Origin of the sequence: Streptomyces sp. NPDC085927, from assembly GCF_044540975.1 — a bacterium.
Lineage (GTDB): Bacteria > Actinomycetota > Actinomycetes > Streptomycetales > Streptomycetaceae > Streptomyces > Streptomyces hirsutus.
This window is the reverse complement of record NZ_JBITSN010000001.1, coordinates 1,043,455-1,063,993: the sequence shown is the minus strand read 5'-3', so window position 1 is coordinate 1,063,993 and position 20,539 is coordinate 1,043,455. Positions and strand designations below refer to the sequence as shown.

General features: G+C 70.7%; 20 protein-coding genes and 1 pseudogene. 15 read left to right on the top strand and 6 right to left on the bottom strand.

The window, feature by feature from the left end:
- Positions 1 to 5: 5 nt before the first annotated feature.
- The 4 genes from ACIF80_RS04895 (at position 6) to ACIF80_RS04880 (ending at position 2,806) form a co-directional block, all read left to right on the top strand.
- On the top strand, positions 6 to 218 hold the full coding sequence (locus ACIF80_RS04895; protein WP_004984898.1) for a helix-turn-helix domain-containing protein: 213 nt from the start codon (positions 6 to 8) through the stop codon (positions 216 to 218).
- A gap of 154 nt (positions 219 to 372) precedes the next feature.
- The gene (locus ACIF80_RS04890; protein ID WP_003948845.1) at positions 373 to 471 is read left to right on the top strand and encodes a 30S ribosomal protein bS22; all 99 of its coding nucleotides are present in this window, start codon (positions 373 to 375) and stop codon (positions 469 to 471) included.
- 104 nt (positions 472 to 575) lie between these two features.
- A complete protein-coding gene (locus tag ACIF80_RS04885; protein ID WP_399799319.1) occupies positions 576 to 1,646 on the top strand; it encodes an NAD-dependent epimerase/dehydratase family protein in 1,071 nt (356 codons plus the stop codon).
- 14 nt (positions 1,647 to 1,660) lie between these two features.
- Positions 1,661 to 2,806, top strand: a complete 1,146-nt coding sequence (locus tag ACIF80_RS04880) for a lysophospholipid acyltransferase family protein (protein WP_399799317.1) — start codon at positions 1,661 to 1,663, stop codon at positions 2,804 to 2,806.
- A gap of 265 nt (positions 2,807 to 3,071) precedes the next feature.
- Here the strand turns inward: ACIF80_RS04880 and ACIF80_RS04875 are convergent, their stop codons facing one another.
- The 3 genes from ACIF80_RS04875 to ACIF80_RS04865 form a co-directional block, all read right to left on the bottom strand.
- Positions 3,072 to 4,325, bottom strand: coding sequence for a DUF5667 domain-containing protein (locus ACIF80_RS04875; protein ID WP_399799316.1), 1,254 nt, complete (start codon positions 4,323 to 4,325; stop codon positions 3,072 to 3,074).
- A 266-nt stretch (positions 4,326 to 4,591) separates the two neighbouring features.
- The gene (locus ACIF80_RS04870; RefSeq protein ID WP_399799314.1) at positions 4,592 to 5,428 is read right to left on the bottom strand and encodes an ECF subfamily RNA polymerase sigma factor, BldN family; all 837 of its coding nucleotides are present in this window, start codon (positions 5,426 to 5,428) and stop codon (positions 4,592 to 4,594) included.
- A gap of 471 nt (positions 5,429 to 5,899) precedes the next feature.
- A complete protein-coding gene (locus ACIF80_RS04865) occupies positions 5,900 to 6,811 on the bottom strand; it encodes an HAD family hydrolase (protein ID WP_399799312.1) in 912 nt (303 codons plus the stop codon).
- 151 nt (positions 6,812 to 6,962) lie between these two features.
- Here ACIF80_RS04865 and ACIF80_RS04860 point away from each other — a divergent pair, with 151 nt between their 5' ends.
- From ACIF80_RS04860 to ACIF80_RS04830, 7 genes and pseudogenes are all read left to right on the top strand, one after another.
- Positions 6,963 to 7,241 carry a glutaredoxin family protein gene (locus tag ACIF80_RS04860; RefSeq protein ID WP_399799309.1) on the top strand — a complete coding sequence of 93 codons (279 nt, stop codon included), beginning with the start codon at positions 6,963 to 6,965 and terminating at the stop codon, positions 7,239 to 7,241.
- A 300-nt stretch (positions 7,242 to 7,541) separates the two neighbouring features.
- On the top strand, positions 7,542 to 8,345 hold the full coding sequence (locus tag ACIF80_RS04855; protein ID WP_399799307.1) for a redox-sensing transcriptional repressor Rex: 804 nt from the start codon (positions 7,542 to 7,544) through the stop codon (positions 8,343 to 8,345).
- The gene (locus ACIF80_RS04850; RefSeq protein ID WP_399799304.1) at positions 8,342 to 10,081 is read left to right on the top strand and encodes a glutamyl-tRNA reductase; all 1,740 of its coding nucleotides are present in this window, start codon (positions 8,342 to 8,344) and stop codon (positions 10,079 to 10,081) included. Before ACIF80_RS04855 ends, ACIF80_RS04850 begins: the two co-directional genes overlap by 4 nt.
- Positions 10,078 to 11,076, top strand: coding sequence for a hydroxymethylbilane synthase (hemC, locus tag ACIF80_RS04845; protein ID WP_399799301.1), 999 nt, complete (start codon positions 10,078 to 10,080; stop codon positions 11,074 to 11,076). Before ACIF80_RS04850 ends, hemC begins: the two co-directional genes overlap by 4 nt.
- Positions 11,073 to 12,788 (top strand): uroporphyrinogen-III synthase, encoded by a 1,716-nt coding sequence (locus ACIF80_RS04840; RefSeq protein ID WP_399799298.1) that lies wholly within the window; start codon positions 11,073 to 11,075, stop codon positions 12,786 to 12,788. Before hemC ends, ACIF80_RS04840 begins: the two co-directional genes overlap by 4 nt.
- 302 nt (positions 12,789 to 13,090) lie before the next feature.
- Positions 13,091 to 13,321 (top strand): annotated as a pseudogene (locus ACIF80_RS04835) (helix-turn-helix domain-containing protein); the annotation flags it as partial.
- A gap of 342 nt (positions 13,322 to 13,663) precedes the next feature.
- Positions 13,664 to 14,563 carry an endonuclease/exonuclease/phosphatase family protein gene (locus tag ACIF80_RS04830; protein WP_399799296.1) on the top strand — a complete coding sequence of 300 codons (900 nt, stop codon included), beginning with the start codon at positions 13,664 to 13,666 and terminating at the stop codon, positions 14,561 to 14,563.
- Between the two features lie 445 nt (positions 14,564 to 15,008).
- Here ACIF80_RS04830 and ACIF80_RS04825 read toward each other — a convergent pair whose 3' ends face one another.
- Complete coding sequence (locus ACIF80_RS04825; protein WP_399799294.1) at positions 15,009 to 15,215, bottom strand: DUF397 domain-containing protein; 207 nt, start codon at positions 15,213 to 15,215, stop codon at positions 15,009 to 15,011.
- The gene (locus ACIF80_RS04820; RefSeq protein WP_399799291.1) at positions 15,212 to 16,045 is read right to left on the bottom strand and encodes a helix-turn-helix transcriptional regulator; all 834 of its coding nucleotides are present in this window, start codon (positions 16,043 to 16,045) and stop codon (positions 15,212 to 15,214) included. Before ACIF80_RS04820 ends, ACIF80_RS04825 begins: the two co-directional genes overlap by 4 nt.
- Before the next feature lie 204 nt (positions 16,046 to 16,249).
- Between ACIF80_RS04820 and ACIF80_RS04815 the strand changes: the two genes are divergently transcribed.
- The 4 genes from ACIF80_RS04815 to ACIF80_RS04800 all read left to right on the top strand — a co-directional run bounded on the left by ACIF80_RS04815 (position 16,250) and on the right by ACIF80_RS04800 (position 19,258).
- Positions 16,250 to 16,516, top strand: a complete 267-nt coding sequence (locus ACIF80_RS04815) for a putative ATP-grasp-modified RiPP (RefSeq protein WP_399799289.1) — start codon at positions 16,250 to 16,252, stop codon at positions 16,514 to 16,516.
- Between the two features lie 3 nt (positions 16,517 to 16,519).
- Complete coding sequence (tgmB, locus tag ACIF80_RS04810) at positions 16,520 to 17,500, top strand: ATP-grasp ribosomal peptide maturase (RefSeq protein ID WP_399799287.1); 981 nt, start codon at positions 16,520 to 16,522, stop codon at positions 17,498 to 17,500.
- Positions 17,497 to 18,699 carry an ATP-grasp peptide maturase system methyltransferase gene (tgmC, locus tag ACIF80_RS04805; protein ID WP_399799286.1) on the top strand — a complete coding sequence of 401 codons (1,203 nt, stop codon included), beginning with the start codon at positions 17,497 to 17,499 and terminating at the stop codon, positions 18,697 to 18,699. Before tgmB ends, tgmC begins: the two co-directional genes overlap by 4 nt.
- Before the next feature lie 130 nt (positions 18,700 to 18,829).
- Positions 18,830 to 19,258 carry an ATP-binding protein gene (locus ACIF80_RS04800; RefSeq protein ID WP_399799283.1) on the top strand — a complete coding sequence of 143 codons (429 nt, stop codon included), beginning with the start codon at positions 18,830 to 18,832 and terminating at the stop codon, positions 19,256 to 19,258.
- A 2-nt stretch (positions 19,259 to 19,260) separates the two neighbouring features.
- On the opposite strand, the gene ACIF80_RS04795 is transcribed toward ACIF80_RS04800, so the two are convergent.
- Entirely contained in the window at positions 19,261 to 19,788 is a 528-nt protein-coding gene (locus ACIF80_RS04795) for an SMI1/KNR4 family protein (protein ID WP_399799281.1), read from the bottom strand.
- Positions 19,789 to 20,539 lie beyond the last annotated feature (751 nt).

The following is a 20,539-nucleotide window of genomic DNA, read 5'->3' as shown; positions in this document are numbered from 1 at the left end:
GTGTCATGGCTGCAGCTGGCGAGAGGCCTCTGAACGAGGTTCAGTTCCTTACCGTGGCGGAAGTCGCCTCGGTGATGCGAGTGTCGAAGATGACCGTGTACCGCCTGGTGCACAGTGGTCATCTGCCCGCGATCCGGGTGGGGCGGTCCTTCCGCGTCCCGGAGCAAGCGGTTCACGAGTACCTCCGCGAGAGCTATGTGGGGGTGGAAACGGCCTGACGGTGAGCCGGGGAGATCCGACAAGGACACTCACGGGCCTCCCCGGTCGCCTCGATTACAACCTCAGCGCTCGGGCGGGTAGGCTAGCCCCTCGTAGGTCGTGTGGGCCCATGGCGCCCAAACACCGAGTGATGAGAAGTGAGCGAGGGTAGTCGTGGGCTCTGTTATCAAGAAGCGGCGCAAGCGGATGGCCAAGAAGAAGCACCGCAAGCTGCTCAAGCGCACGCGCGTTCAGCGTCGCAACAAGAAGTAAGCGACGACGCGGAAGCGTGTCCAGTGGCCCCCCACCGCATCGGTGGGGGGCCACTGTCATCACATGGGTCGGACTCGTGGCGAAGGCAAGAGGAAGGCGCTGTCGTGGGGAAAGTCGTGCTGGTGACCGGAGTGGCCCGTCCGCTGGGGGGCCGTTTCGTCCGGAGGATCCAGCGTGATCCGGACGTGGACCGGGTCGTCGCCGTGGACGCGGTCCGGCCCGCGCACCACTTGGGCGGCGCCGACTTCGTCCAGACCGACATCCAGCAGCCCACCGTCGCGCGCGTGCTCGCCGAGGCCGGCGCCGACACCGTCGTGCACCTCGACGTCACGGGCACGCCGCTCGGCAGCGGCAGCAGCCGGACGGCACTCAAGGAGACCAACGTCATCGGCACCATGCAACTGCTCGGTGCCTGCCAGAAGTCCCCGACCGTCAAGCGGCTGGTCGTGAAGTCCAGTACGAACGTCTACGGCTCCGCGCCCCGCGACCCGGCGGTCTTCACCGAGACGACCCCGCCCAAGTCCCTGCCCAGCGGCGGCTTCGCGAAGGACGCCGTCGAGGTCGAGGGCTATGTGCGCGGCTTCGCGCGCCGCCGCCCGGACGTCGCCGTGTGCGTGCTCAGGTTCGCCAACATCCTGGGCCCCGCCGCGGACAGCCCGCTCGCCGCGTACTTCTCGCTGCCGGTCCTGCCGACCGTGTTCGGCTACGACCCGCGGCTGCAGTTCGTGCACGAGGACGATGTGATCGACGTCCTGCGCCTCGCCTCGTACGAACCCCGGCGCGGCACACTCAACAGCGGCACCTTCAACATCGCCGGGGACGGCGTCCTGCTGTTGTCCCAGTGCTCGAGGCGGCTCGGCCGGCCGACCGTGCCCCTGCTCCTCCCGGCGGTCACCTGGGCGGGCTCGCTGGTGCGTACGCTGGGGATGTCGGACTTCTCACCCGAGCAGGTCCGGCTGCTCACACACGGCCGGGCGGTGGCGACGGACCAGATGCGCGAGACGCTGGGCTTCACGGCGAAGTACACGACTGCAGAAACGTTCGCGGACTTCGTGCGCAGCCGCGGCCCCGGGCTGCTTCCGCCGGAGGCCCTCGCGGGGGCCGTCGACCGGATCGCCGCGCTGCCACTGCCGGGCACGGGCAGCGGTCACCCCCCGAAGCAGAGCGCCAACTGAGGAGCGCAGCAACGATGGCGGACGCCAAGGTCATTCCGTTCGACGACGACCGCTCCCGTGGGGGAGCAGGAGGCGCCGGGGGCGCCGCGCAGCGCCCGGCGCGCCGCCGTGGCGCGGGAAGCCGGCGACACGGCGCGGGGACTGCCGCGATGGGCGACGTCCAGCCCCTGCCGGGGCGGGCGTCCGTCGGGGACGATGCTCCGGTGCCCCGTGAATCCCGTGAATCCCGTGAATCCCGTGAGCCCCGTACAGAGCACGAGGGCGGTGCCGCCGCATCCGGCGCCGTCCCCGGCGCGGAATCCGGTTCCGGGGAAGAAGCCGACGGCCTGGAGCAGCGGGTCGCGAGCGGGCTCGCCTTCCTGCGCCGCCGGCTCACCGGGGACTACGCGGTGGACGACTTCGGCTACGACGGAGAACTCACCGACCAGGTCCTGATGTCCCTGCTGCGCCCGGTGTACGAGAAGTACTTCCGGGTCGAGGTGAAGGGCATCGAGAACATCCCCTCCGAGGGCGGCGCCCTGATCGTCGCCAACCACTCCGGGACGCTGCCGCTGGACGGTCTGATGATGCAGGTCGCCGTCCACGACAACCACCCCGCCGACCGGCATCTGCGACTGCTCGCGGCGGACCTGGTGTTCATGCTGCCGGTGGTCAACGAACTCGCCCGCAAGCTCGGTCACACCCTGGCCTGCGCCGAGGACGCGGCACGGCTGCTGGAGCAGGGGGAGCTGGTGGGGGTGATGCCGGAGGGCTTCAAGGGCCTCGGGAAGCCCTTCGCCGACCGCTACAAGCTGCAGCGCTTCGGCCGCGGCGGCTTCGTGTCCACGGCGCTGCGCGCGCGGACGCCGATCATCCCGTGCTCGATCGTCGGGGCCGAGGAGATCTACCCGATGATCGGCAACGCCAGGACCGTCGCGCGGCTGCTCGGGTTCCCGTACTTCCCGCTGACGCCGACCTTCCCGTGGCTCGGCCCGCTCGGCGCGATCCCGCTGCCGACGAAGTGGACCATCCAGTTCGGCGAGCCGATCCACACGGAGAGCTACCCGCCGGAGGCGGCCGAGGACCCGATGCTGATGTTCAACCTGACCGACCAGGTCCGGGAACAGATCCAGCACACCCTCTACAAGCTGCTGGTGCAGCGACGGTCGGTGTTCTTCTAGAAGCCCTGTACGTGGTGTGGGGGGGGGCCCCGCCGCCCCGGGGGCCCCCCCCCCCCCCCCATCCAGTAAAGCGGTGATCCGCGGGTGCGGGGTCCCGCCCAACCCACCCCCCCCCCCCCCCCCCCGGGGGGGGCCCGCCGCGGGCGGTTATACTCACCACCCCGTGCGGGGGGGGGGGGGGCCCCCCCGGGCCGGGGGCCCCCCCCCCACACCACGTATTCCAGTTCTCCGGTTCTCCGGCTCTACGGCTTCCCGGCCGACGTCCTCACTCCGCGTCCTCGCTGTCGATGCCCAGTCCCGGGAGCAGACCGGGGAGGAGAGGCGGGAGGGTGACGTCGGGCTGGGCCGGCGCGGTCGCGCCACCGCCGCCGGCCGGCGGGGAGGCGCTGGTGTCGCCGCTCTCCGCCGGCGGGTCGAGCAGCCCACCGGTGTTGCCACCGAGCAGACCCTCGCTCCGGTCGCCGGAGTCGGCGGACCCGCTGGGGGCGCTGCTGTCGGCGCCGTCCTCGTCCGCGGCACCGTCGGTGCCGGTGCTGGGCGCCTGGGAGCGGTCCGTACCGGACGGGTCGCTCGGGGTGGGCCCGGGGCCACCGCGCCGTCCCCTGCCGTCGCCGCCGCCCTCCCGGGACGGGGGCTCGGGGAGCAGGGACTGCAGCGGGGCGACATCCTCGTCTATGGCGTCGAACACCGACGAGACCTGCTCGCTGACGTCACCGAGTTGCGGGGGCAGCCGGTCGCGGAGGGAGCCCCAGGTCTGCCGGTGCGTGTCGGAGAAGGAGGAGAGGGCCTGCATGGGGCGCAGGGAGTCCGGGTCGTTCCGGTACGCCTCACGCAGCAGCCGGTGGCCTTCGGACGCGTCGTGCCGCATGCCGGACAGGGCGCGGCGGATCTCGCCGAGGGATTCGTGGTCGAGAGGGCCGCTGCGGCCGCGCTCCATCAGCCTGCGGGCCTCGCCGAGGCGGGTGGAGGCGTGGTCGAGGAAGACGCGGCCCCGCTCGTCGTTGCCGTCGGCCAGGCCGAGCTTGACGTCCTCTATGCCGCGCTTGAGGCCGTAGAGCGAGTCGCCGGGCAGGGCGTCGGAGCTGGCGGCGGCGACTCCGCCGAAGGCGCCCGCGGCGACGGTGACGCCGAGTCCGCCCGCGGTGAGGCCCTTGGCCAGGCGCGAGCGCGGTCTCAGCTTCCCCAGCGGGGTTGCCCGGTGTGCGCCCCGGGCGCGGCGTGAACGCTGATCGGGTACGGACGAATCCGCTGCCTCGCCCGCGGCGGTGCCTTCTTGGAGCATGGCCTCGAACGCGGCCACCAGTCGGGCCCGCTGGACGACCTTGACCTCGGGATCCAGCTCCGGCTTGGGCAACTCGCCGAGACCGGCGGCCAGCGTGAGCAGCCGCGCCTGTTCGGTCTCCGCGGCGGCCGGGGCCGATCCTTCGGACTGCTCGGCCGCCGTGCCCCGGTCGGACTGCTCCTCCAGGGCCTGGGCGAAGGCGTTCGCCCGCCGGTGCGCCGATACGTTCGCGATCACTGGCGGCACCTCCTCTCATCATGACGGTCGACTCCCCAGGGGGTCCTGAGGGTTCCACCCCCTGACCATGTCCACACGATCGGGTGATCGAAGTCGGTCGGGGATTGACCACAGGGAGCCTGCATCCCGCACAACGAGTGGCCCGGTCCTTGGGTTACGCGCGCCGGTGGGCCGGTTCGGGAAGTCAACGCAGCGTCATTCAAAGCGGGCCGGCCGTCACTGATGGTGACGCGTCGGCAGCGGGCCCGTTCCGCTCGGTGGGCCGCTCAACGCGTGTCCTCGGGGAGAAGTCTGGCGAGGGTGCGGACGGCCCGGTACTGGAGGGTCTTGATCGCCCCCTCGTTCTTGCCCATCACGCGGGCGGTCTCCGCGACGGAGAGACCCTGGAGGAATCGGAGCGTGACGCATTCGCGCTGTTGGGGGTTGAGACGTCGTACGGCATCGAGGAGGGCGGCATTGGACAGGTATTCGAGGACGGAGTCCTCGGGGGACCGTGCGACCTCGTTGGCGTCGAGCATCTCCCCGGTGGTGACCTCGAGGCGGAAGCGGCTGGACTTGAAGTGGTCGGCCACGAGATTGCGGGCGATGGTGACGAGCCAGGCGCCGAAGTCGCGCCCCTGCCAGGTGAAGGTGCCGATGCGGCGCAGTGCCCGCAGGAAGGTCTCGCTGGTGAGGTCCTCGGCGGTCGCCTTGTTGCCCACCCGGTAGTAGATGTAGCGGTACACGGTGTCGCTGTACTGATCGTAGAGCCGTCCGAAGGCTTCGGCCTCGCCCGCCTGGGCGCGCTCCACGAGCTCCATCATCCTGGCGCTGTCACTGTCCGCGGCGGGACGGCGGGCGGTGGCGGCGCGGGACGGACGCCCGCGTCTGCCCACCGCGGTGCTGTCCTCGGCGAGGGCGTAACAAGGACCGACGGGAGCGTCGGCGGTGGTGGGGCAGGGACCGGCGGGTGCGGGTGCGGGTGCGGTGGCGTGGATGGGGACGGCGTATGCGGGGACGGCGTATGCGGCGGGGGCGAGGCCGCGCAGCAACTCCCGGGCCGCCGTGACTGCTGTGCGCAGTGCGGTCAGGCCCGGGTCGTCAACCCCGACGTGTGGGTACACGGGACTCCCAGAGGCAGAGCTTCCATCACGTGCAGTGCGGAACCATTCACCCGTCGTAGCGACGGAAGGGTGCCGGTTTGCGTCTGAGGAGAATAACGCTTCGTGCAGGCGCTGCTACGCCGAGTTGCTGAAATCACCGATTACGTCGTTTCCGTGACCTATTGACGATAAGTCAAGCACCCGATGGTGACCGAATGTTGACCGAAATGCTTCGCATTCCGGTTCGGTACGGGATGTGTTGTGGCCGTGTGCAGCCAAGAGGACTGGACAGCGGGGTTGCGGGGTACGGCAGTTGGATTGGCCGGGTTTACGGGAGAGGCGCCACTTCTGTTCCCGGGTGATCGGACCGGCGGCCGTACGGGTGTCCGTCGCCGCGGAGTTGACCGGCCGGGGCGGCCGGAGCGGGGGATACGGCCGAGGCCGGCGGCGCCGGTGTCCGGACCGTGCCGTGCGCCGGGTCCGGCGCGGGAGTCAGCGTCGGCGCCGGTGCATCGCGATGGCGGCCGCCGTGCCGCCGGCCACCGCGCCCACGCCCGCCGCCGCGGGGATGCCGACCTTCGCGGCCTTGCGCCCCGTGCGGTAGTCCCGCAGGCGCCAGTCCATGGCGCGGGCGTGCTTGCGCAGCTTGGAGTCCGGGTTGATCGCGTACGGGTGCCCGACCAGCGAGAGCATCGGGATGTCGTTGTGGGAGTCGCTGTACGCCGCGCAGCGGCCCAGGTCCAGGTTCTCCGCGGTCGCCAGCGCACGGACGGCCTCGGCCTTCGCCGGGCCGTGCAGCGGCTCACCCACCAGTTTGCCGGTGTACACGCCACCGAGGGACTCGGCCACCGTCCCGAGCGCTCCGGTCAGGCCCAGCCGGCGCGCGATCACCTGGGCGATCTCCACCGGCGCCGCCGTGACCAGCCACACCCGCTGGCCCGCGTCCAGGTGCGCCTGCGCCAGCGCCCGCGTGCCCGGCCAGATCCGCTCGGCCATGTACTCGTCGTAGATCTCCTCGCCGATGGACTTCAGCTCGGAGACCCGGTGCCCCTTGACGATGGAGAGCGCGGAGTCGCGCGCGTCCTGCATGTGCTCGGGGTCCTCGACGCCGGCCAGCCGGAACCACGCCTGCTGCCACGCGAACCGGGCGAGGTCGCGGGTCTCGAAGAACTTCCGCTTGTACAGGCCCTTGCCGAAGTGGAACAGGGCCGCGCCCTGCATCACGGTGTTGTCCAGGTCGAAGAACGCGGCAGCCCGCTCGTCGCCGTGAACCGGGAAATCCGGTTCGCGGGCGGAAACTTCCTGGGTGGACTTGCGTGCGGCCTCCGCCGAGGCCTCGCCAGCCAACACGCTCCGCGCCGTGGCGGAGCGCCTACGGGGGGTGAGCCATCCGAGAGCGGCCATGGCGTGAGCATAGCCAGTCCACCCGCCGGTTCCGGAGTCGAGAGGTTTGGACACCGTGAACTCTGCACGTCCGTGTCGTTAAAGCACCCCTCCCGGCTCACCGGGAACCAGTGGCCGCAGAGGGGTTCCCCTGCCTCGCCGCGGGGTGAGAATGGCTGGCATGAGTCCGCTCTTCCGCCGCAAGGCTCCGCAGGATCGTCTCGTCACCCTCGTGGGCAAACCCGGCTGTCATCTGTGTGACGACGCCCGGGCCGTGGTGGAGAAGGTGTGCGGTGACCTCGGGGCCGCATGGGAGGAGAAGGACATCACCCAGGACCCGGAACTGCACGAGCAGTACTGGGAGCAGATTCCCGTCGTTCTCGTCGACGGCCGTCAGCACACGTTCTGGCGCGTCGACGAGATCCGCCTCCGCAAGGCCCTGGCCGACTGAGAGTGTGACTGACCAGCCAGTACAAAGCGACGGAAAGTCGCTTAGGATCGATGGCGGCTAGGTCTCGGGGGCGGGATACACAGAGGAGAGTGTGCGGTTTTGCCCCCAGAACAAAGGGAGCGATGGTGCTCGCGCGCCCGTTCCGTATGCGTGCGCCGGGGGCGCGTGACCCCGGTCACTTTGGGTGGGCAAAACGGACACAATCTTTGTGCACGCGTTCACAAAGACATAGCCTGCATTCGACGGGGCGGTCCGGGGACGTATGACCGCCTGAAGCCCCGCTCTACCCGCAGGAGCACCGTGGCAACTGGCCGAACTCACCGACCGGCGACCCGTAGCCGAGGGATTCCCGAGGCCACCGTCGCCAGGCTTCCGCTGTACCTCCGCGCCCTCACCGCGCTCTCCGAGCGCTCGGTGCCCACGGTCTCCTCGGAGGAGCTGGCGGCTGCTGCGGGCGTCAACTCCGCGAAGCTGCGCAAGGACTTCTCCTACCTGGGCTCCTACGGGACTCGGGGTGTCGGCTACGACGTCGAGTATCTCGTGTACCAGATCTCCCGTGAACTCGGCCTGACCCAGGACTGGCCGGTTGTGATCGTCGGGATCGGTAACCTCGGTGCCGCGCTCGCCAACTACGGCGGGTTCGCCTCCCGTGGATTCAGGGTCGCCGCGCTCATAGACGCCGATCCCACGATGGCCGGAAAGCCCGTCGCGGGGATCCCGGTGCAGCACACCGACGAACTCGAGAAGATCATCCAGGACGAGGGCGTGTCGATCGGCGTCATCGCGACGCCCGCCGGTGCCGCCCAGCAGGTCTGCGAGCGTCTCGTCGCCGCGGGGGTCACCTCCATCCTGAACTTCGCGCCGACCGTGCTGTCCGTCCCGGACGGTGTCGACGTGCGCAAGGTGGATCTCTCCATCGAGCTGCAGATCCTCGCCTTCCACGAGCAGCGCAAGGCCGGCGAGCTGGCCGCCGCCGGGACCGTCGTCCCGGCCGCCGCCTCCCGCCAGGAGACCGCTGCCGCGCGCCGGGGCGCTGCCGCCGGCCAGGAGTCCGTCGCCGACCAGGGACCCGACGGGGACGTACCCGCCGTGATGCCGACATGAGTCTTCTCGTCGTCGGACTGAGCCACCGCAGCGCGCCGGTCAGCGTGCTGGACCGGGCCTCGCTGAGCCTGGACGCGCAGACCAAGCTGCTGCAGGACACGGTCGCCGCCGAGCCGGCCACCGAGGCCGCGGTGCTCGCCACCTGCAACCGCATCGAGCTGTACGCCGACGTGGACAAGTTCCACGCCGGTGTCGCCGAGCTGTCCACGCTGCTGGCCCAGCACAGCGGGGTCGGCCTGGACGAGCTCACTCCCCATCTCTACGTGCACTACGAGGACCGGGCCGTCCACCACATGTTCTCGGTGGCCTGCGGACTGGACTCGATGGTGGTGGGCGAGGGGCAGATCCTCGGCCAGATCAAGGACTCGCTGGCGCGTGCGCAGGGACTGCACACCGCCGGCCGGCTGATGAACGACCTGTTCCAGCAGTCGCTCCGGGTCGGCAAGCGTGCCCACTCGGAGACCGGTATCGACCGCGCCGGGCAGTCCCTGGTCACCTTCGGCCTGGAGCAGCTGGCCCTCGGCACACCCGTCGCGACCTGGGCGCAGGGCAAGAAGGCCCTGGTCATAGGCGCCGGTTCGATGTCGTCACTGGCCGCGGCCACGCTCGCGCGGGCCGGTGTCTCCGAGATAGTGATCGCCAACCGCACCGCCGACCGTGCCGAGCGCCTCGCCGAGATCCTGACGGAGGGCGACGACACGGACGTGCTGGCCCGCGCGGTACCGATGGCATCGGTACCGTTCGAGCTGACACGTGCCGACGTCGTCGTTTCCTGTACGGGCGCGACCGGACTCGTCCTCACCGCCGAAGCGATCGCCGCCGGTGTCGAGGGCAGGGTCGGGGCGCAGCCGGAAACCGTGCGCGGCGAGGTGCCGGAGGCGCGGACGGCGCCCCTGCCTCCCGTGAGCACCGGTGCCGACGAGGACTGCCCGCTGGACCTGGCCTCCGTGCAGCCCGGCTTCTCCGTGATGGGCGAGGCGGCCGTGGCCGGCATGGACGCGGCGACGCTGGAGCAGCACGCGACGTGGGCCGCGGGCGGCACCGTCGACCGCCGCCAGAGTGTCCGGCGCGGCGTCGACGCGGACCAGACGGACCCCGAGCTGATCGGCGCGCTGGCCGCGACCGCGGCGAGCGTCGGCCGGATCCCCGAGCGGCGCCGTCCGGAGCCGGTGGCCGAGCCGCCCCGCCCGGAACCCGTGCTCTACCTGCTCGACCTCGCGATGCCCCGCGACATCGACGCCGCCGCGCACCGCCTCGCCGGGGTGCGGCTGGTCGACATCGAGACGCTCGCGGATGCGTCCGCGGACGCTCCGATGGCTGCCGATGTGGACGAGGTCCGGCGTATCGTCTCCGACGAGGTGACGGCGTTCGGAGCGGCACAGCGGGCCGCGCACATCACGCCGACCGTGGTCGCCCTGCGCACCATGGCCGCGGATGTGGTGGCCGGTGAGATCGCCCGCCTCGAGGGCCGGCTGCCCGGCCTGGACAACAAGCATCGCGCGGAGATCACCCAGACCGTACGGCGGGTGGTCGACAAGCTGCTGCACGCACCGACCGTGCGGGTCAAGCAGCTCGCGGCCGAACCCGGCGGCGCCGGGTACGCGGACGCGTTGCGCACCCTGTTCGACCTCGACCCCGAGACGGTGGCCTCCGTCTCCCGAGCCGAGGAAAGCACCGAGAAGAACGCGACGAACGCGACGAACGCGAACATCGCAGAGAACCGAGGGCCGGCATGACTGGAAAGGCACTGAGGCTCGGGACCAGGCGAAGCAAGCTCGCCATGGCCCAGTCCGGGCAGGTGGCGGATGCCGTGAGCCAGGTGACCGGACGGCCTGTCGAGCTCGTCCCGATCACCACGTACGGCGACACCTCGCGCGAGCACCTCGCGCAGATCGGCGGGACCGGCGTCTTCGTGGCCGCGCTGCGTGAGGCCCTGGTGCGCGGCGAGGTGGACTTCGCGGTGCACTCGCTGAAGGACCTGCCGACCGCGCCGCACGACGAGCTGGTCCTGGCCGCCGTACCGGTGCGCGAGGACCCGCGGGACGTGATGATCGCGCGGGACGCGCTCAAGCTCACCGACCTCCCGCGCGGCGCCCGCATCGGCACCGGCTCGGCACGTCGCATGGCCCAGCTGAACGCGTACGCGGTCAGTCACGGCCTGGATTTCGAGACGGTGCCGATCCGCGGGAACGTCGACACCCGGATCGGGTACGTCACCGGCGGTGAGCTGGACGCCGTCGTGCTGGCCGCCGCCGGCCTGAACCGGGTCGGACGCAGCGACGAGGTGACCGACTTCCTGTCGGTCGACACGGTTTTGCCCGCCCCCGGCCAGGGGGCCCTGGCGGTCGAGTGTTCCGTGCGCAACACGGAGCTGGCCGCCGCGCTCGCCGAGCTCGACGACCCGTTCACACGGGCCGCCGTGACGGCCGAGCGGTCTCTGCTCGCCGCCCTGGAGGCCGGCTGCACCGCCCCTGTGGGGGCGCTGGCCGATCTTCCCCCAGTTCTCGACTTCGCTCGAGACCGGGGGGACCCCCAGACGGACGGGTCGAATGTCAAGGAAATGCGCCTGCGGGGCGTCGTCGGCACGACCGACGGCACCACGTTGGTGCAGTTGTCCACCACCGGTCCCGTCCCCGAGACGCATGAGGCGGCGATGGCGCTCGGTCGCAAACTCGCCACCGAGATGCTCGCGCAGGGCGCGGCCGGTCTGATGGGGGAGCGAGCACAGTGAGCCCCACCACCCTTCCACCTCCTCCGGAACACGGGCACGTCACCTTCCTCGGTGCCGGACCCGGGGATCCGGGACTGCTGACTCTGCGCGCCGTGGAGGCGCTGGCGAACGCGGACGTTCTCGTCGCCGAGCACGAGGTGCTCGACGTCGTACGCCGGCATGCCAGGCAGGGCGTCGCCGAGGTGCCCACGGAAACGGACTCGGCGGGTTCCTCCGCGCTGTCCGCTCCGGGCACAGGCACGCCTCAGCTCACGGTTGTTGACGGCGCGTCAACAACCGTAGGCGCACCCGCGGTGCGGGATGCGGCACATCTTGTCATGGAGGCCGCACGGGGCGGCAGGCGGGTCGTCCGTGCGGTGTCCGGTGATCCCGGCCTCGACGCGTACGCCGCCGAGGAGATGCTGGCGTGCGTGACGGCCGGGGTGCCCTTCGAGGTCGTCCCCGGCGTCGCGGCCGCGGTCGGCGTACCCGCGTACGCCGGTGTGCCGCTGCGGGACGCGCACGGCGCGGACGTACGGTTCGTGGACGCGCGCACCGCGTCCGACCGGTGCTGGACCGAGGTCGGGGCGTCGGACGGCACGGTGGTCGTCTCCGCGACGCTCGACTCGGTGGGCGCGGCGGCGGGCGAACTGGTGTCCGCCGGTCGCAAGCCCGACACCCCGCTTACGGTGACCGTCGCGGGCACGACGACCCGGCAGCGCACCTGGACGGCGACGCTCGGCACGATCGCGCAGACGCTGAAGCAGGCCAAGGTGCTGCCCTCGCCCGAGGGCGGCCGACCGGTCATAGCCGTGGTCGGTGAGCGTTCCGCACCCGCCCAGCGCGACCGGCTGTCGTGGTTCGAGTCCAAGCCGATGTTCGGCTGGAAGGTGCTCGTGCCGCGGACGAAGGAGCAGGCGGCGTCGCTCTCCGACCAGCTGCGCTCCTACGGCGCGGTGCCGCACGAGGTGCCGACCATCGCCGTGGAACCGCCGCGCACCCCGCAGCAGATGGAACGCGCGGTCAAGGGCCTGGTGACGGGCCGCTACGAGTGGATCGCCTTCACCTCGGTCAACGCGGTCAAGGCGGTGCGGGAGAAGTTCGAGGAGTACGGCCTCGACGCCCGCGCGTTCGCCGGGATCAAGGTCGCCGCGGTGGGCGACCAGACCGCCAAGGCGCTGATCGCCTTCGGCGTGAAGCCGGACCTGGTGCCGAGCGGCGAGCAGTCGGCCGCGGGGCTCCTGGACGACTGGCCGCCCTACGACCCGGTCTTCGACCCGATCGACAGGGTCTTCCTGCCGCGCGCCGACATCGCCACCGAGACACTGGTGGCCGGTCTCATCGACCTGGGCTGGGAGGTCGACGACGTCACCGCCTACCGCACGGTGCGCGCCTCGCCGCCGCCCGCGGAGACCCGTGAGGCGATCAAGGGCGGCGGCTTCGACGCGGTGCTCTTCACCTCGTCGTCGACGGTACGGAACCTGGTCGGTATCGCGGGCAAGCCGCACAACGTGACGGTCATCGCCTGTATCGGCCCGGCGACGGCGAAGACGGCCGAGGAGCACGGGCTGCGGGTCGACGTCATGGCGCCGGAGCCGTCGGTGCACAAGCTGGCGGAGGCCCTGGCCGACTTCGGCACCCGCCGCCGGCTGGCCGCGCTGGAGGCCGGCGACCCGGTGACCCGGCCGAGCGAACGGCGCCCGGGGGCGCGCAGGCGCCGGTCGACGACGTAACGCTCCACCCGCTGTGAACCCGTGCCCCGGGAACCGCCGTCAGGCGGTTCCCGGGGCACGGGTTCGTTCAGGCGGGCGGGGTCCACGAGTTTGTGCTCTCGGCCTGCCGCCTGGATATCCGTGCCTGCCCTGACCGGCAAGGGCATACGGTCCCGGCTGTCCTTCGGGGCCGGTCAACCCGTCATCACCGGCCGTTGCGGCATCCTCATCGAAGGCCACGGCGGAGGCTGTGCTCACCGATCCCGGGGGCAACCGCTTCTGCGTCATCGACACCGGTCACCACTGACGAAGCGGGACACGTCCTGGATGGCGAAACGCGTGCGGGGACCGACGGCGTTGAAGGGAAGCGGCCGCTGCGGATCGTCCGTCGGGGCGCGGGGCCGGTGGTGACCTGGTGGCGGGCTCAGATGGTGCTGCTGTCCGCGCAGGGCATGAAAGTGGTGAAGATCGCTGAGGTGACGTTCACCAGTGAGGACCGGGCCCGGGACGTGATGCACGGCTTCAACACCGATGGCTTCGAGGCGCTCTGTCCGCTATCGGGAGATTGCGTAAGCCGGCCGCCCAGTGGGATGGGTGACTGGTGCGGATGGGGGAGGCGTCCTCGGCGAGCTACCGACGACGCACGACCGTCATCACCTGCTTGCCCCACGAACCGTCAAGATCGCAGAATGTGGTTACCGTGAAAACTTGGCCAGATCACGCCTGCGGAAGTCTGGTGCTGTTCCCTACAGTCCTTGCATCGTACGTTTTATCGTGCGCAACGGGGGCGTTGTCGGCGACGAGGCATGGGATGAACCATCAGTCGCGCCCCTTACAAGGGAAGACAACGAGGGGGAATCATGGCAAATTTCCGTGGAATGGCCAGAGTCGGAAGTGTGACAGTGGTCAGCGTATGCCTGGCGGCAGTCGGCCTGGGCCCGGCGAACGCATCCGGACAGTCCGACCGTGCGGAGCGCAGCATACCCAAGGACGTTCGAGCACTCACGTGGAACATCTGCGGCGCATCCTGGACCGCGTGCCGCAACTTCTCCTTCGGAGACCGCGCAGCGAAGATCGGCGAAGTCGTCAGCTGGGCGAAGAACGACTCCCGAGTCAGCGTGGTCATGCTCAATGAGAGCTGCGGGGCTTACTACGGCGGCTACCTGAAGAACCGCCTGAACGCACTCGGCCGCGGGAGTTGGACCGTGGTGACGATGAAGGGGAAGAACATCAACACCGGCGCCCACTTCACCTGTGCCGCGGATCCGGAGAAGCGCAAGGACGCGGGCATCACCATCGCGATGAAGAAATTCAGCAACGGTAACCCCAAGCGCTTGCCGATGACCTTCCCCAGTACGGGCAACCGCCCGAAGGGAACGCAGGGGGCGGCGTGCATCAAGGACGACCGGAACAAGATCGTCGCATGTGCGGCACACCTCCCCGCGGGGAAGGAAGCGGGTCAGCGGGCCGCGAGTGCGCGGAGCCTTCATGATCAGCTCAGGGTGTGGCAGAAGAAGGGCTACCGCACCATCGCGGGTGGCGACTTCAACGCGAAGCCCAATGCCTCGGAGCTCAAGCCCCTGTACAACCACAACTTCGAGGCCGACACGGACAGGAAGGGCTGGACGCACCAGGACGGAAAGGGAAATCGCCGAAAGATCGATTACCTGTTCTTCAGTGACTACGGGTGGGATCTCCTCAACGGAAACCCCATCTACACCGGGTCTCAGCGCTACAGGACGGGGAAACTCAGCGATCACAAGATCCTGCAAGGTACTGTCCGGGTCTCGTCCTAGAGCTCGTCATGCGATGACCGGTGGGTCTTCCCGGGGCGGCGCCGGCGGGTGAGGCTGCGGGCGGGGAAGCGAGAGCGTCGCGCGGTCGAAGTCCCGGTGCGGTGCTACCGAGCCGACGAGGGCCGCGCCCAGCGGGTCGAGACGGAGCGCTTCAAGGCGTACAGGTACGAGGAGCCGATCACCCGGAGCAAGGCCGACCCCGGCATCGCCCGGCTGCGCGACTCCGGCCTCGACGACGCGGACAGCCTGCCTGGGCCCGAGGTACCGGCCACCGAGATCCTCGAGGACCTTTCAGATCGCACCGGAGGAGTTCGCCGCGATCGCGGAGACTTTGCAGCAGGCCCGGGGCGAGGGCCCGGCGGTGGAGGCGGCTCCGGTCGCCGGCTGACACGCAGAGGTGGCCCGCACCCGTGAACTCGGGTGCGGGCCGCGTATGTGCACTCCGTCAGTGCCCGAACGCGTACGGCAGGAAGGTCGTCCAGGTGGTGGGGGCAAGGGCGAGGCGGGGCCCGTTCGGATTCTTGGAGTCGCGCACATGGATGGTTGCCGGAGTGGTGGCGACCTCGACGCAGGACGGACCGTCGTCCGAGCTGTAGCTGCTCTTTATCCACTCCAGCTTGCCATCGGCTCCGTCAGAGGGCTTGAGGGTCATGACTCTCCCAGCACTTTCTCGATGAAGGCCAGCGACTCCCGTGGTGTGAGAGCCTGCGCCCGGATGATCCCATAGCGCATGTCGAGGATCGTGGTCTCTTTCGGGTCGGTGATCACGCGGTTGGTGAGCTGGACTTCGTTCAGACCCACGGCCGCTCCGTCCTTGAGCTTGAGCAGTCGGAAGGGGCCGCCGAGGCCTGAGTTCTCCTCCCGGCTCAGAGGCAACACCTGTAGGTCGACGTTCCGTAGCCGGGCCACTTCCGACAGCCGTTCGAGCTGGTTGCGCATCACCATCTTGCCCCCGATCAAACGACGCAGCGTCGCTTCGCACAGCACAAAGCTGAAGAGTGGGCGGGTTGTTGGGGCGCAGAAGATCTCCTGTCGATCCAGGCGAGCGGCTACCCGCTGTTCCAACTCTTCTTCTGTGAATTGCGGTCGCCGGGAGCCGAACACGGCCCGCGCGTATGCCTCGGTCTGCAACAGCCCGTCGATGACCGAGTTGTTGTAGGAGCAGATTTCGACGGCTTCCGCCTCCAGGCGCTTCACGTCCCGCACCTTCTTCGGGTACCGGGCCTCCGCCACGTCCCTCTTCATCGCGGCGATCTTGCCGCCCGCGCCCAGCACCTCGTCCGCCGCGTCCAGGTACTCCGGCCTGGGGATCCGCCGCCCCCGCTCCACCGAGGAGACCAGTTCCTCCCCGTACTGGATCGCCGCCCCGAACTCCGCCTGGGTCAGGCCGGCTGCCTCCCGCCACAGCTTCAACTGCCGTACGACCGTCCGCATTACGGCCCCGGCCTCTTCGTCGTCCAGTCCCGCTTCCCACTCGTTCATGCCCGTCGTCCTCCCGTCGCGCGCCCTTCCCCGGACCAACTCCGGCCGTCCCCACCCGGTCACCCCCGGCAGCCCGGACGGAAACCGGGCAGTCACGTACAGCCACCAGCCGTACGCTCCACCCGTCTTCACTCAGAATGCGCGCGTGAGCACACTGGGTGATGTGGATCAGGGAAACTCCACACCGCAGAGAAGGGACACCCCATGACGACGCTCACCCCCGAGGCCCCCTGGGCGCTGCGCCTGGTCACCGACCGGCTGCCGGCCGGGCCGTCGCCGTACGCGACGGTGACGCTCGACCCCGTCACGCAGACCGCCCGCTACACCGACGCGGCCGGGCGGCCGGTCGAGATGGGCAAGCACGGGACGTCGAGGACGACCGGCACCGCGTCCGTGTCCGGGGGCGGCGACGGGAACGGCCCGCAGTCCCAGAAGCAGGACGACAGCACCACCGACTACGAGTCGGACTGACCGATGGCCTCCACCGTCCTGGTCGTCACCGCGCTGGAGGACGTCACCGCGGACCGGGTCGTCGCCGCGTTGAACGAGCGCGGGGTGCCCGTCGTCCGCGTCGACCCCGCCGACATCGGGCCCGCCCTGACGTTCGGCTTCCGTATCGACGCGGACCGTTCGGCGTGGAGTGGGTGGCTGCGTACGGCGAGCCGGGAGGTGGAGGCGGGGGAGGTGGCGGCGGTGTACTACCGCCGCCCCACTCCGTACGGCACCCGGTTCGCGCATCTGACCCGGCAGCAGCGGGACTTCGCCGCCGCCGAGGCGAGACACGGGCTCGGCGGTGTCCTGAACGACCTGCCCGGCGCCCGGTACGTCAACCATCCGGCCGCGGTTGCCCGTGCGGAGTTCAAGCCCACCCAGCTCCGGAGGTTCGCCGGGCTCGGGTTGGGAATCTCCCCGACGCTGATCACCAACGACCGTAACGCCGCAGAGGAGTTCACCGCCTCGTACGGCCCCGTTGTCTGCAAGACGTTCCGCGGCCTGCCCGCCGCCGACGACGGGCGCACCGGAGCGATCTGGACCCAGCGGGTCGACCCGGAGACCTTCGACGACACGCTCGCCGTGACCGCCCACCTGTTCCAGGCCGAGATCCCCAAGACCGGTGACGTACGCGTCACCGTGGTCGGCCGCCGGGTCTTCGCCCAGCAGATCGCCGCACCCGACGGCGCGCTGGACTGGCGCCGGGGCGACTGGGGCGCCCTGCTCCACGCACCCATCACCGTGCCGCCGCCCATCGAGGCGGCGCTGCACACCTACCTCAGCTCGTTCGGTCTGCTCTTCGGCTGCTTCGACTTCGCGCTCACCGGTGACGGGGACGACCCGGAACACTGGACGGCGATCGAGTGCAACCCGAACGGGCAGTGGGGATGGCTCCCCGACGCCGAGGACATCACCGAGGCGTTCGCCGACCTCCTCACCGTGGAAAGAGAGGGCCGTCCATGACGATGCCCGCCGACCTCGAAACCGATGCTGCACGGCTGCGCGCAGTCATGGCGGAGGACCTCGCCGCACGCGGATCGCTGGACGATCCGGCATGGCGGGCGGCCGTGGAGACGGTGCCCCGGCACCGGTTCGTGCCCGGCTTCTACCTGCCCGGCGAGGAGTGCGACGGGCAGGGGCTGACCCTGTGGCAGCCGGTCACCGCCGCGCTCGACCACGGGCGTTGGCTGGCCGCCGCGTACTCCGACACCACGCTCATCACGCAGTTCGACGGTGAGGAACCCGACTGGGGAAACCCGGCCGAGCGGTACGGAGGGGCCCCGACCTCGTCCTCCACCCTGCCCTCGCTCGTGCTGCGGATGTGGGCCGACGCCGATGTCCGCGAAGGGCACACGGTGCTGGAGATCGGCACGGGGACGGGCTACTCGACCGCGCTCGCCTGCGAACGCCTCGGTTCCGGCGGCGTCACGAGCATCGAGGTGGACCCGCGCCGGCTGGAGCGGGCCGCGAGCGCGCTGCACGCCTGCGGTTACGCGCCGACGCTCGCGGTCGCGGACGGGCTGTACGGGTACTGGCCCGAGGCGCGGTTCGACCGGGTCGTGGCGGCCTGCTCCTTCCGGGCCGTGCCGCCGGCCCTGGTCGCCCAGACCCGGCCGGGAGGCAAGATCCTCCTGACGCTCTCCGGCTGGCTCTACGGGTACGCCCGCGTGCTGCTCACGGTCGCCGGGGGCGGCACTGCCGAGGGACGTCTGCTGGGCGGCACCGTCTCCTTCATGCCGGCCCGTGCGCACGCGGCGCCGGCGTTCGGCAACCCCGCCCACTGGGCGGCCGGGCTGCCGGGAAGGCCGCGGATCGCCCGGCACGGTCCCGAGCGGGTCACCGCCGCGACCGAGGAGGCCTTCCACCTGCGCTTCCTCGTGCAGAGCGCGGTGCCCGACGCGCAACTGACCACCGTCGGAGACATCGTGCACCTGGTCGACGTGGTCAGCGGATCGGCCGCCACGCTGACCCCGGACGGCGACGGTGGCTGGCGGGTGCGGGAGGGCGGGCCGCTCAGGCTGTGGGAGAGCGTCGAGCGGGTTCTCGACGTCTACGACTCGGCCGGACGGCCGGGACCGGAGACCTTCACCCTGTGCGTCCACGACGGCGGGCAGCACCTACGGCACCCGCGGTTTCCCTGCCTGTCCCTGCCGTCGCCCTGAGGGCGAGTGCCCCGCGCCGCCCACCGCCCCGCCGGGCAGCCCGGACGGGACCGGGCACACCACGGACAGCCGCCGGTCGCACGGGCCGCTCTCCTTCACAGCGGGCACGCGGCTGAACACGCTGGGTGACATGAATCATGAAACCGTCGCACCGTACACCCCGCTGCACCAGTTCACCGTGCCGCTCTCCGCCACCCGCCGGGGCGCCCGTCTCGCCCGCCTGCTCGCCGCCGAGCAACTGGGCGCCTGGGGGCTGCCGTTGGACCCGGCTCGGCTGATCGTCACCGAACTCGCCACGAACGCCGTCGTGCACGGCCGTGTCCCCGGCCGGGGCTTCCGGCTCACCCTCACCGTCACCGCGCACGGGGTGCTGCGCATCGAGGTGACCGACCCCAGGGGCGAGAAGGCACCCGCGCGCGGGAGCGCCTCGCCGGAGCCCGCCGAGTCGGGCTACGGCCTGCTGCTGGTCGAGGAGTCGGCCGACGACTGGGGTGTGCTGCCGGGGCCGTTCCCGTGCAAGACCGTGTGGGCCGAGCTGGAACTCGGCCGCCTCCGGTGACCTCAGCCGCAGAGGGCGTCGATGTCCTCGGTGAAGGTCGGGAACTCGGCGCGGGCCTCGGCGAGGATGTCGCGCGCCGGCCGCCGGGGGGTGGTGGCGTGGCGTTCGGCGAGTGCGGTGAGGGCCGCGTCGGGGCGTGACTCGTCGGCCCCGTACATCACGGCCTCAAAAGGCCCGCAGCCGTCGGCCAGCACCCACAGGAAGTCGGACAGGTTCCCGGCCACCACACCGCACTCGCCCTCCGAGCCCATGAACACCACGGGCTGCTCGGCCAGGGGGCGACCGGGCCGCCCGTACCAGAGGGCCGCGAGGCCGCCGGTGCCGTCCTGGCCGAACAGCCGGTAGGCGTCGCCGTCGAGCTCGGGGTTCCCGGTCCACTGGCGCAGCCGGTCGGTGGTCTCCTCGGCCGGGCAGAAGGCCTCGTAGGGCTCGAAGTCGATTCCGTTCCCGTCGTCGTAGTCGAACCCGGCGCGGGCCACGTCGGCGAGGGCGGGCGGAAGGCGGCGGTCGTCACCGGTCAACTCGTTCACGGGCGTACCGTAGCCGCTCGCACTGACATGCGGTCTTCGCATCGGCATGCCGGGCAGGAGCCCGCCGACGCCCGGGAACACGGGACCCGGTGAGCCGTGCGTCGGGGTGGCGGGCGGCTAAAAGAACCAAAGAACTCGGGGAAAGAACCCTCCCAACCAACCCAAACCTCGTGAGCATCACTCGAGTGGGTGAAACGGGACGGTTTGGCCGGCGTGTTGGCTGGTCGGGCGGGCAGTCTCGGCCTCGTACCACTCCACACACACTTCGGCCCCCGCCGGGACTGCAATCCCAGTGCGAGGGCCTGACCAACAAGGAAGTCGACCCTTCCCCATGGCTGTGATGAAGCCTAACGCCGCCGTGCTCCCGAGTCAGGGTCTTCGGCGCACCGCCACCCCCTCCGGTGTCACGCACGTACGTGAGTACCCATCCGACCGGTACTCGATCGTCGGCAACCACCTCGCCCAGCACCGCGCGCTGTCGCTCACCGCGATCGGGCTGGCCGTGTACATCCTGTCGCTGCCGGAAGGGTCGCCCATCGACATCCGGACGCTCGCCGAGCGCTTCCCCGAGGGGCGGGACCGGATCGCCTTCGCGCTGCGGGAGTTGGAGGCCTGCGGCTACCTGGCCCGGGTGCGGGAGCGGACCGCCGACGGGCGGGTCTTCCGCGCACCGGAGCCCGGAGGACTGTGCCGCGATTGCCGTGCTGCCGCACGCGCGGACGGGCGGGCCCCGGATCTGTGGCTCCGGGCT

Bases quoted from the DNA above. Each gene is read 5' to 3' on its own strand.
- ACIF80_RS04895 (WP_004984898.1), top strand. From the start codon at position 6: ATGGCTGCAGCTGGCGAGAGGCCTCTGAACGAGGTTCAGTTCCTTACC.
- ACIF80_RS04880 (WP_399799317.1), top strand. From the start codon at position 1,661: ATGGCGGACGCCAAGGTCATTCCGTTCGACGACGACCGCTCCCGTGGG.
- ACIF80_RS04865 (WP_399799312.1), bottom strand. From the start codon at position 6,811: ATGGCCGCTCTCGGATGGCTCACCCCCCGTAGGCGCTCCGCCACGGCG.
- ACIF80_RS04860 (WP_399799309.1), top strand. From the start codon at position 6,963: ATGGCTGGCATGAGTCCGCTCTTCCGCCGCAAGGCTCCGCAGGATCGT.
- ACIF80_RS04850 (WP_399799304.1), top strand. From the start codon at position 8,342: ATGAGTCTTCTCGTCGTCGGACTGAGCCACCGCAGCGCGCCGGTCAGC.
- hemC (WP_399799301.1), top strand. From the start codon at position 10,078: ATGACTGGAAAGGCACTGAGGCTCGGGACCAGGCGAAGCAAGCTCGCC.
- ACIF80_RS04825 (WP_399799294.1), bottom strand. From the start codon at position 15,215: ATGACCCTCAAGCCCTCTGACGGAGCCGATGGCAAGCTGGAGTGGATA.
- ACIF80_RS04820 (WP_399799291.1), bottom strand. From the start codon at position 16,045: ATGAACGAGTGGGAAGCGGGACTGGACGACGAAGAGGCCGGGGCCGTA.
- ACIF80_RS04815 (WP_399799289.1), top strand. From the start codon at position 16,250: ATGACGACGCTCACCCCCGAGGCCCCCTGGGCGCTGCGCCTGGTCACC.
- tgmB (WP_399799287.1), top strand. From the start codon at position 16,520: ATGGCCTCCACCGTCCTGGTCGTCACCGCGCTGGAGGACGTCACCGCG.
- tgmC (WP_399799286.1), top strand. From the start codon at position 17,497: ATGACGATGCCCGCCGACCTCGAAACCGATGCTGCACGGCTGCGCGCA.
- ACIF80_RS04800 (WP_399799283.1), top strand. From the start codon at position 18,830: ATGAATCATGAAACCGTCGCACCGTACACCCCGCTGCACCAGTTCACC.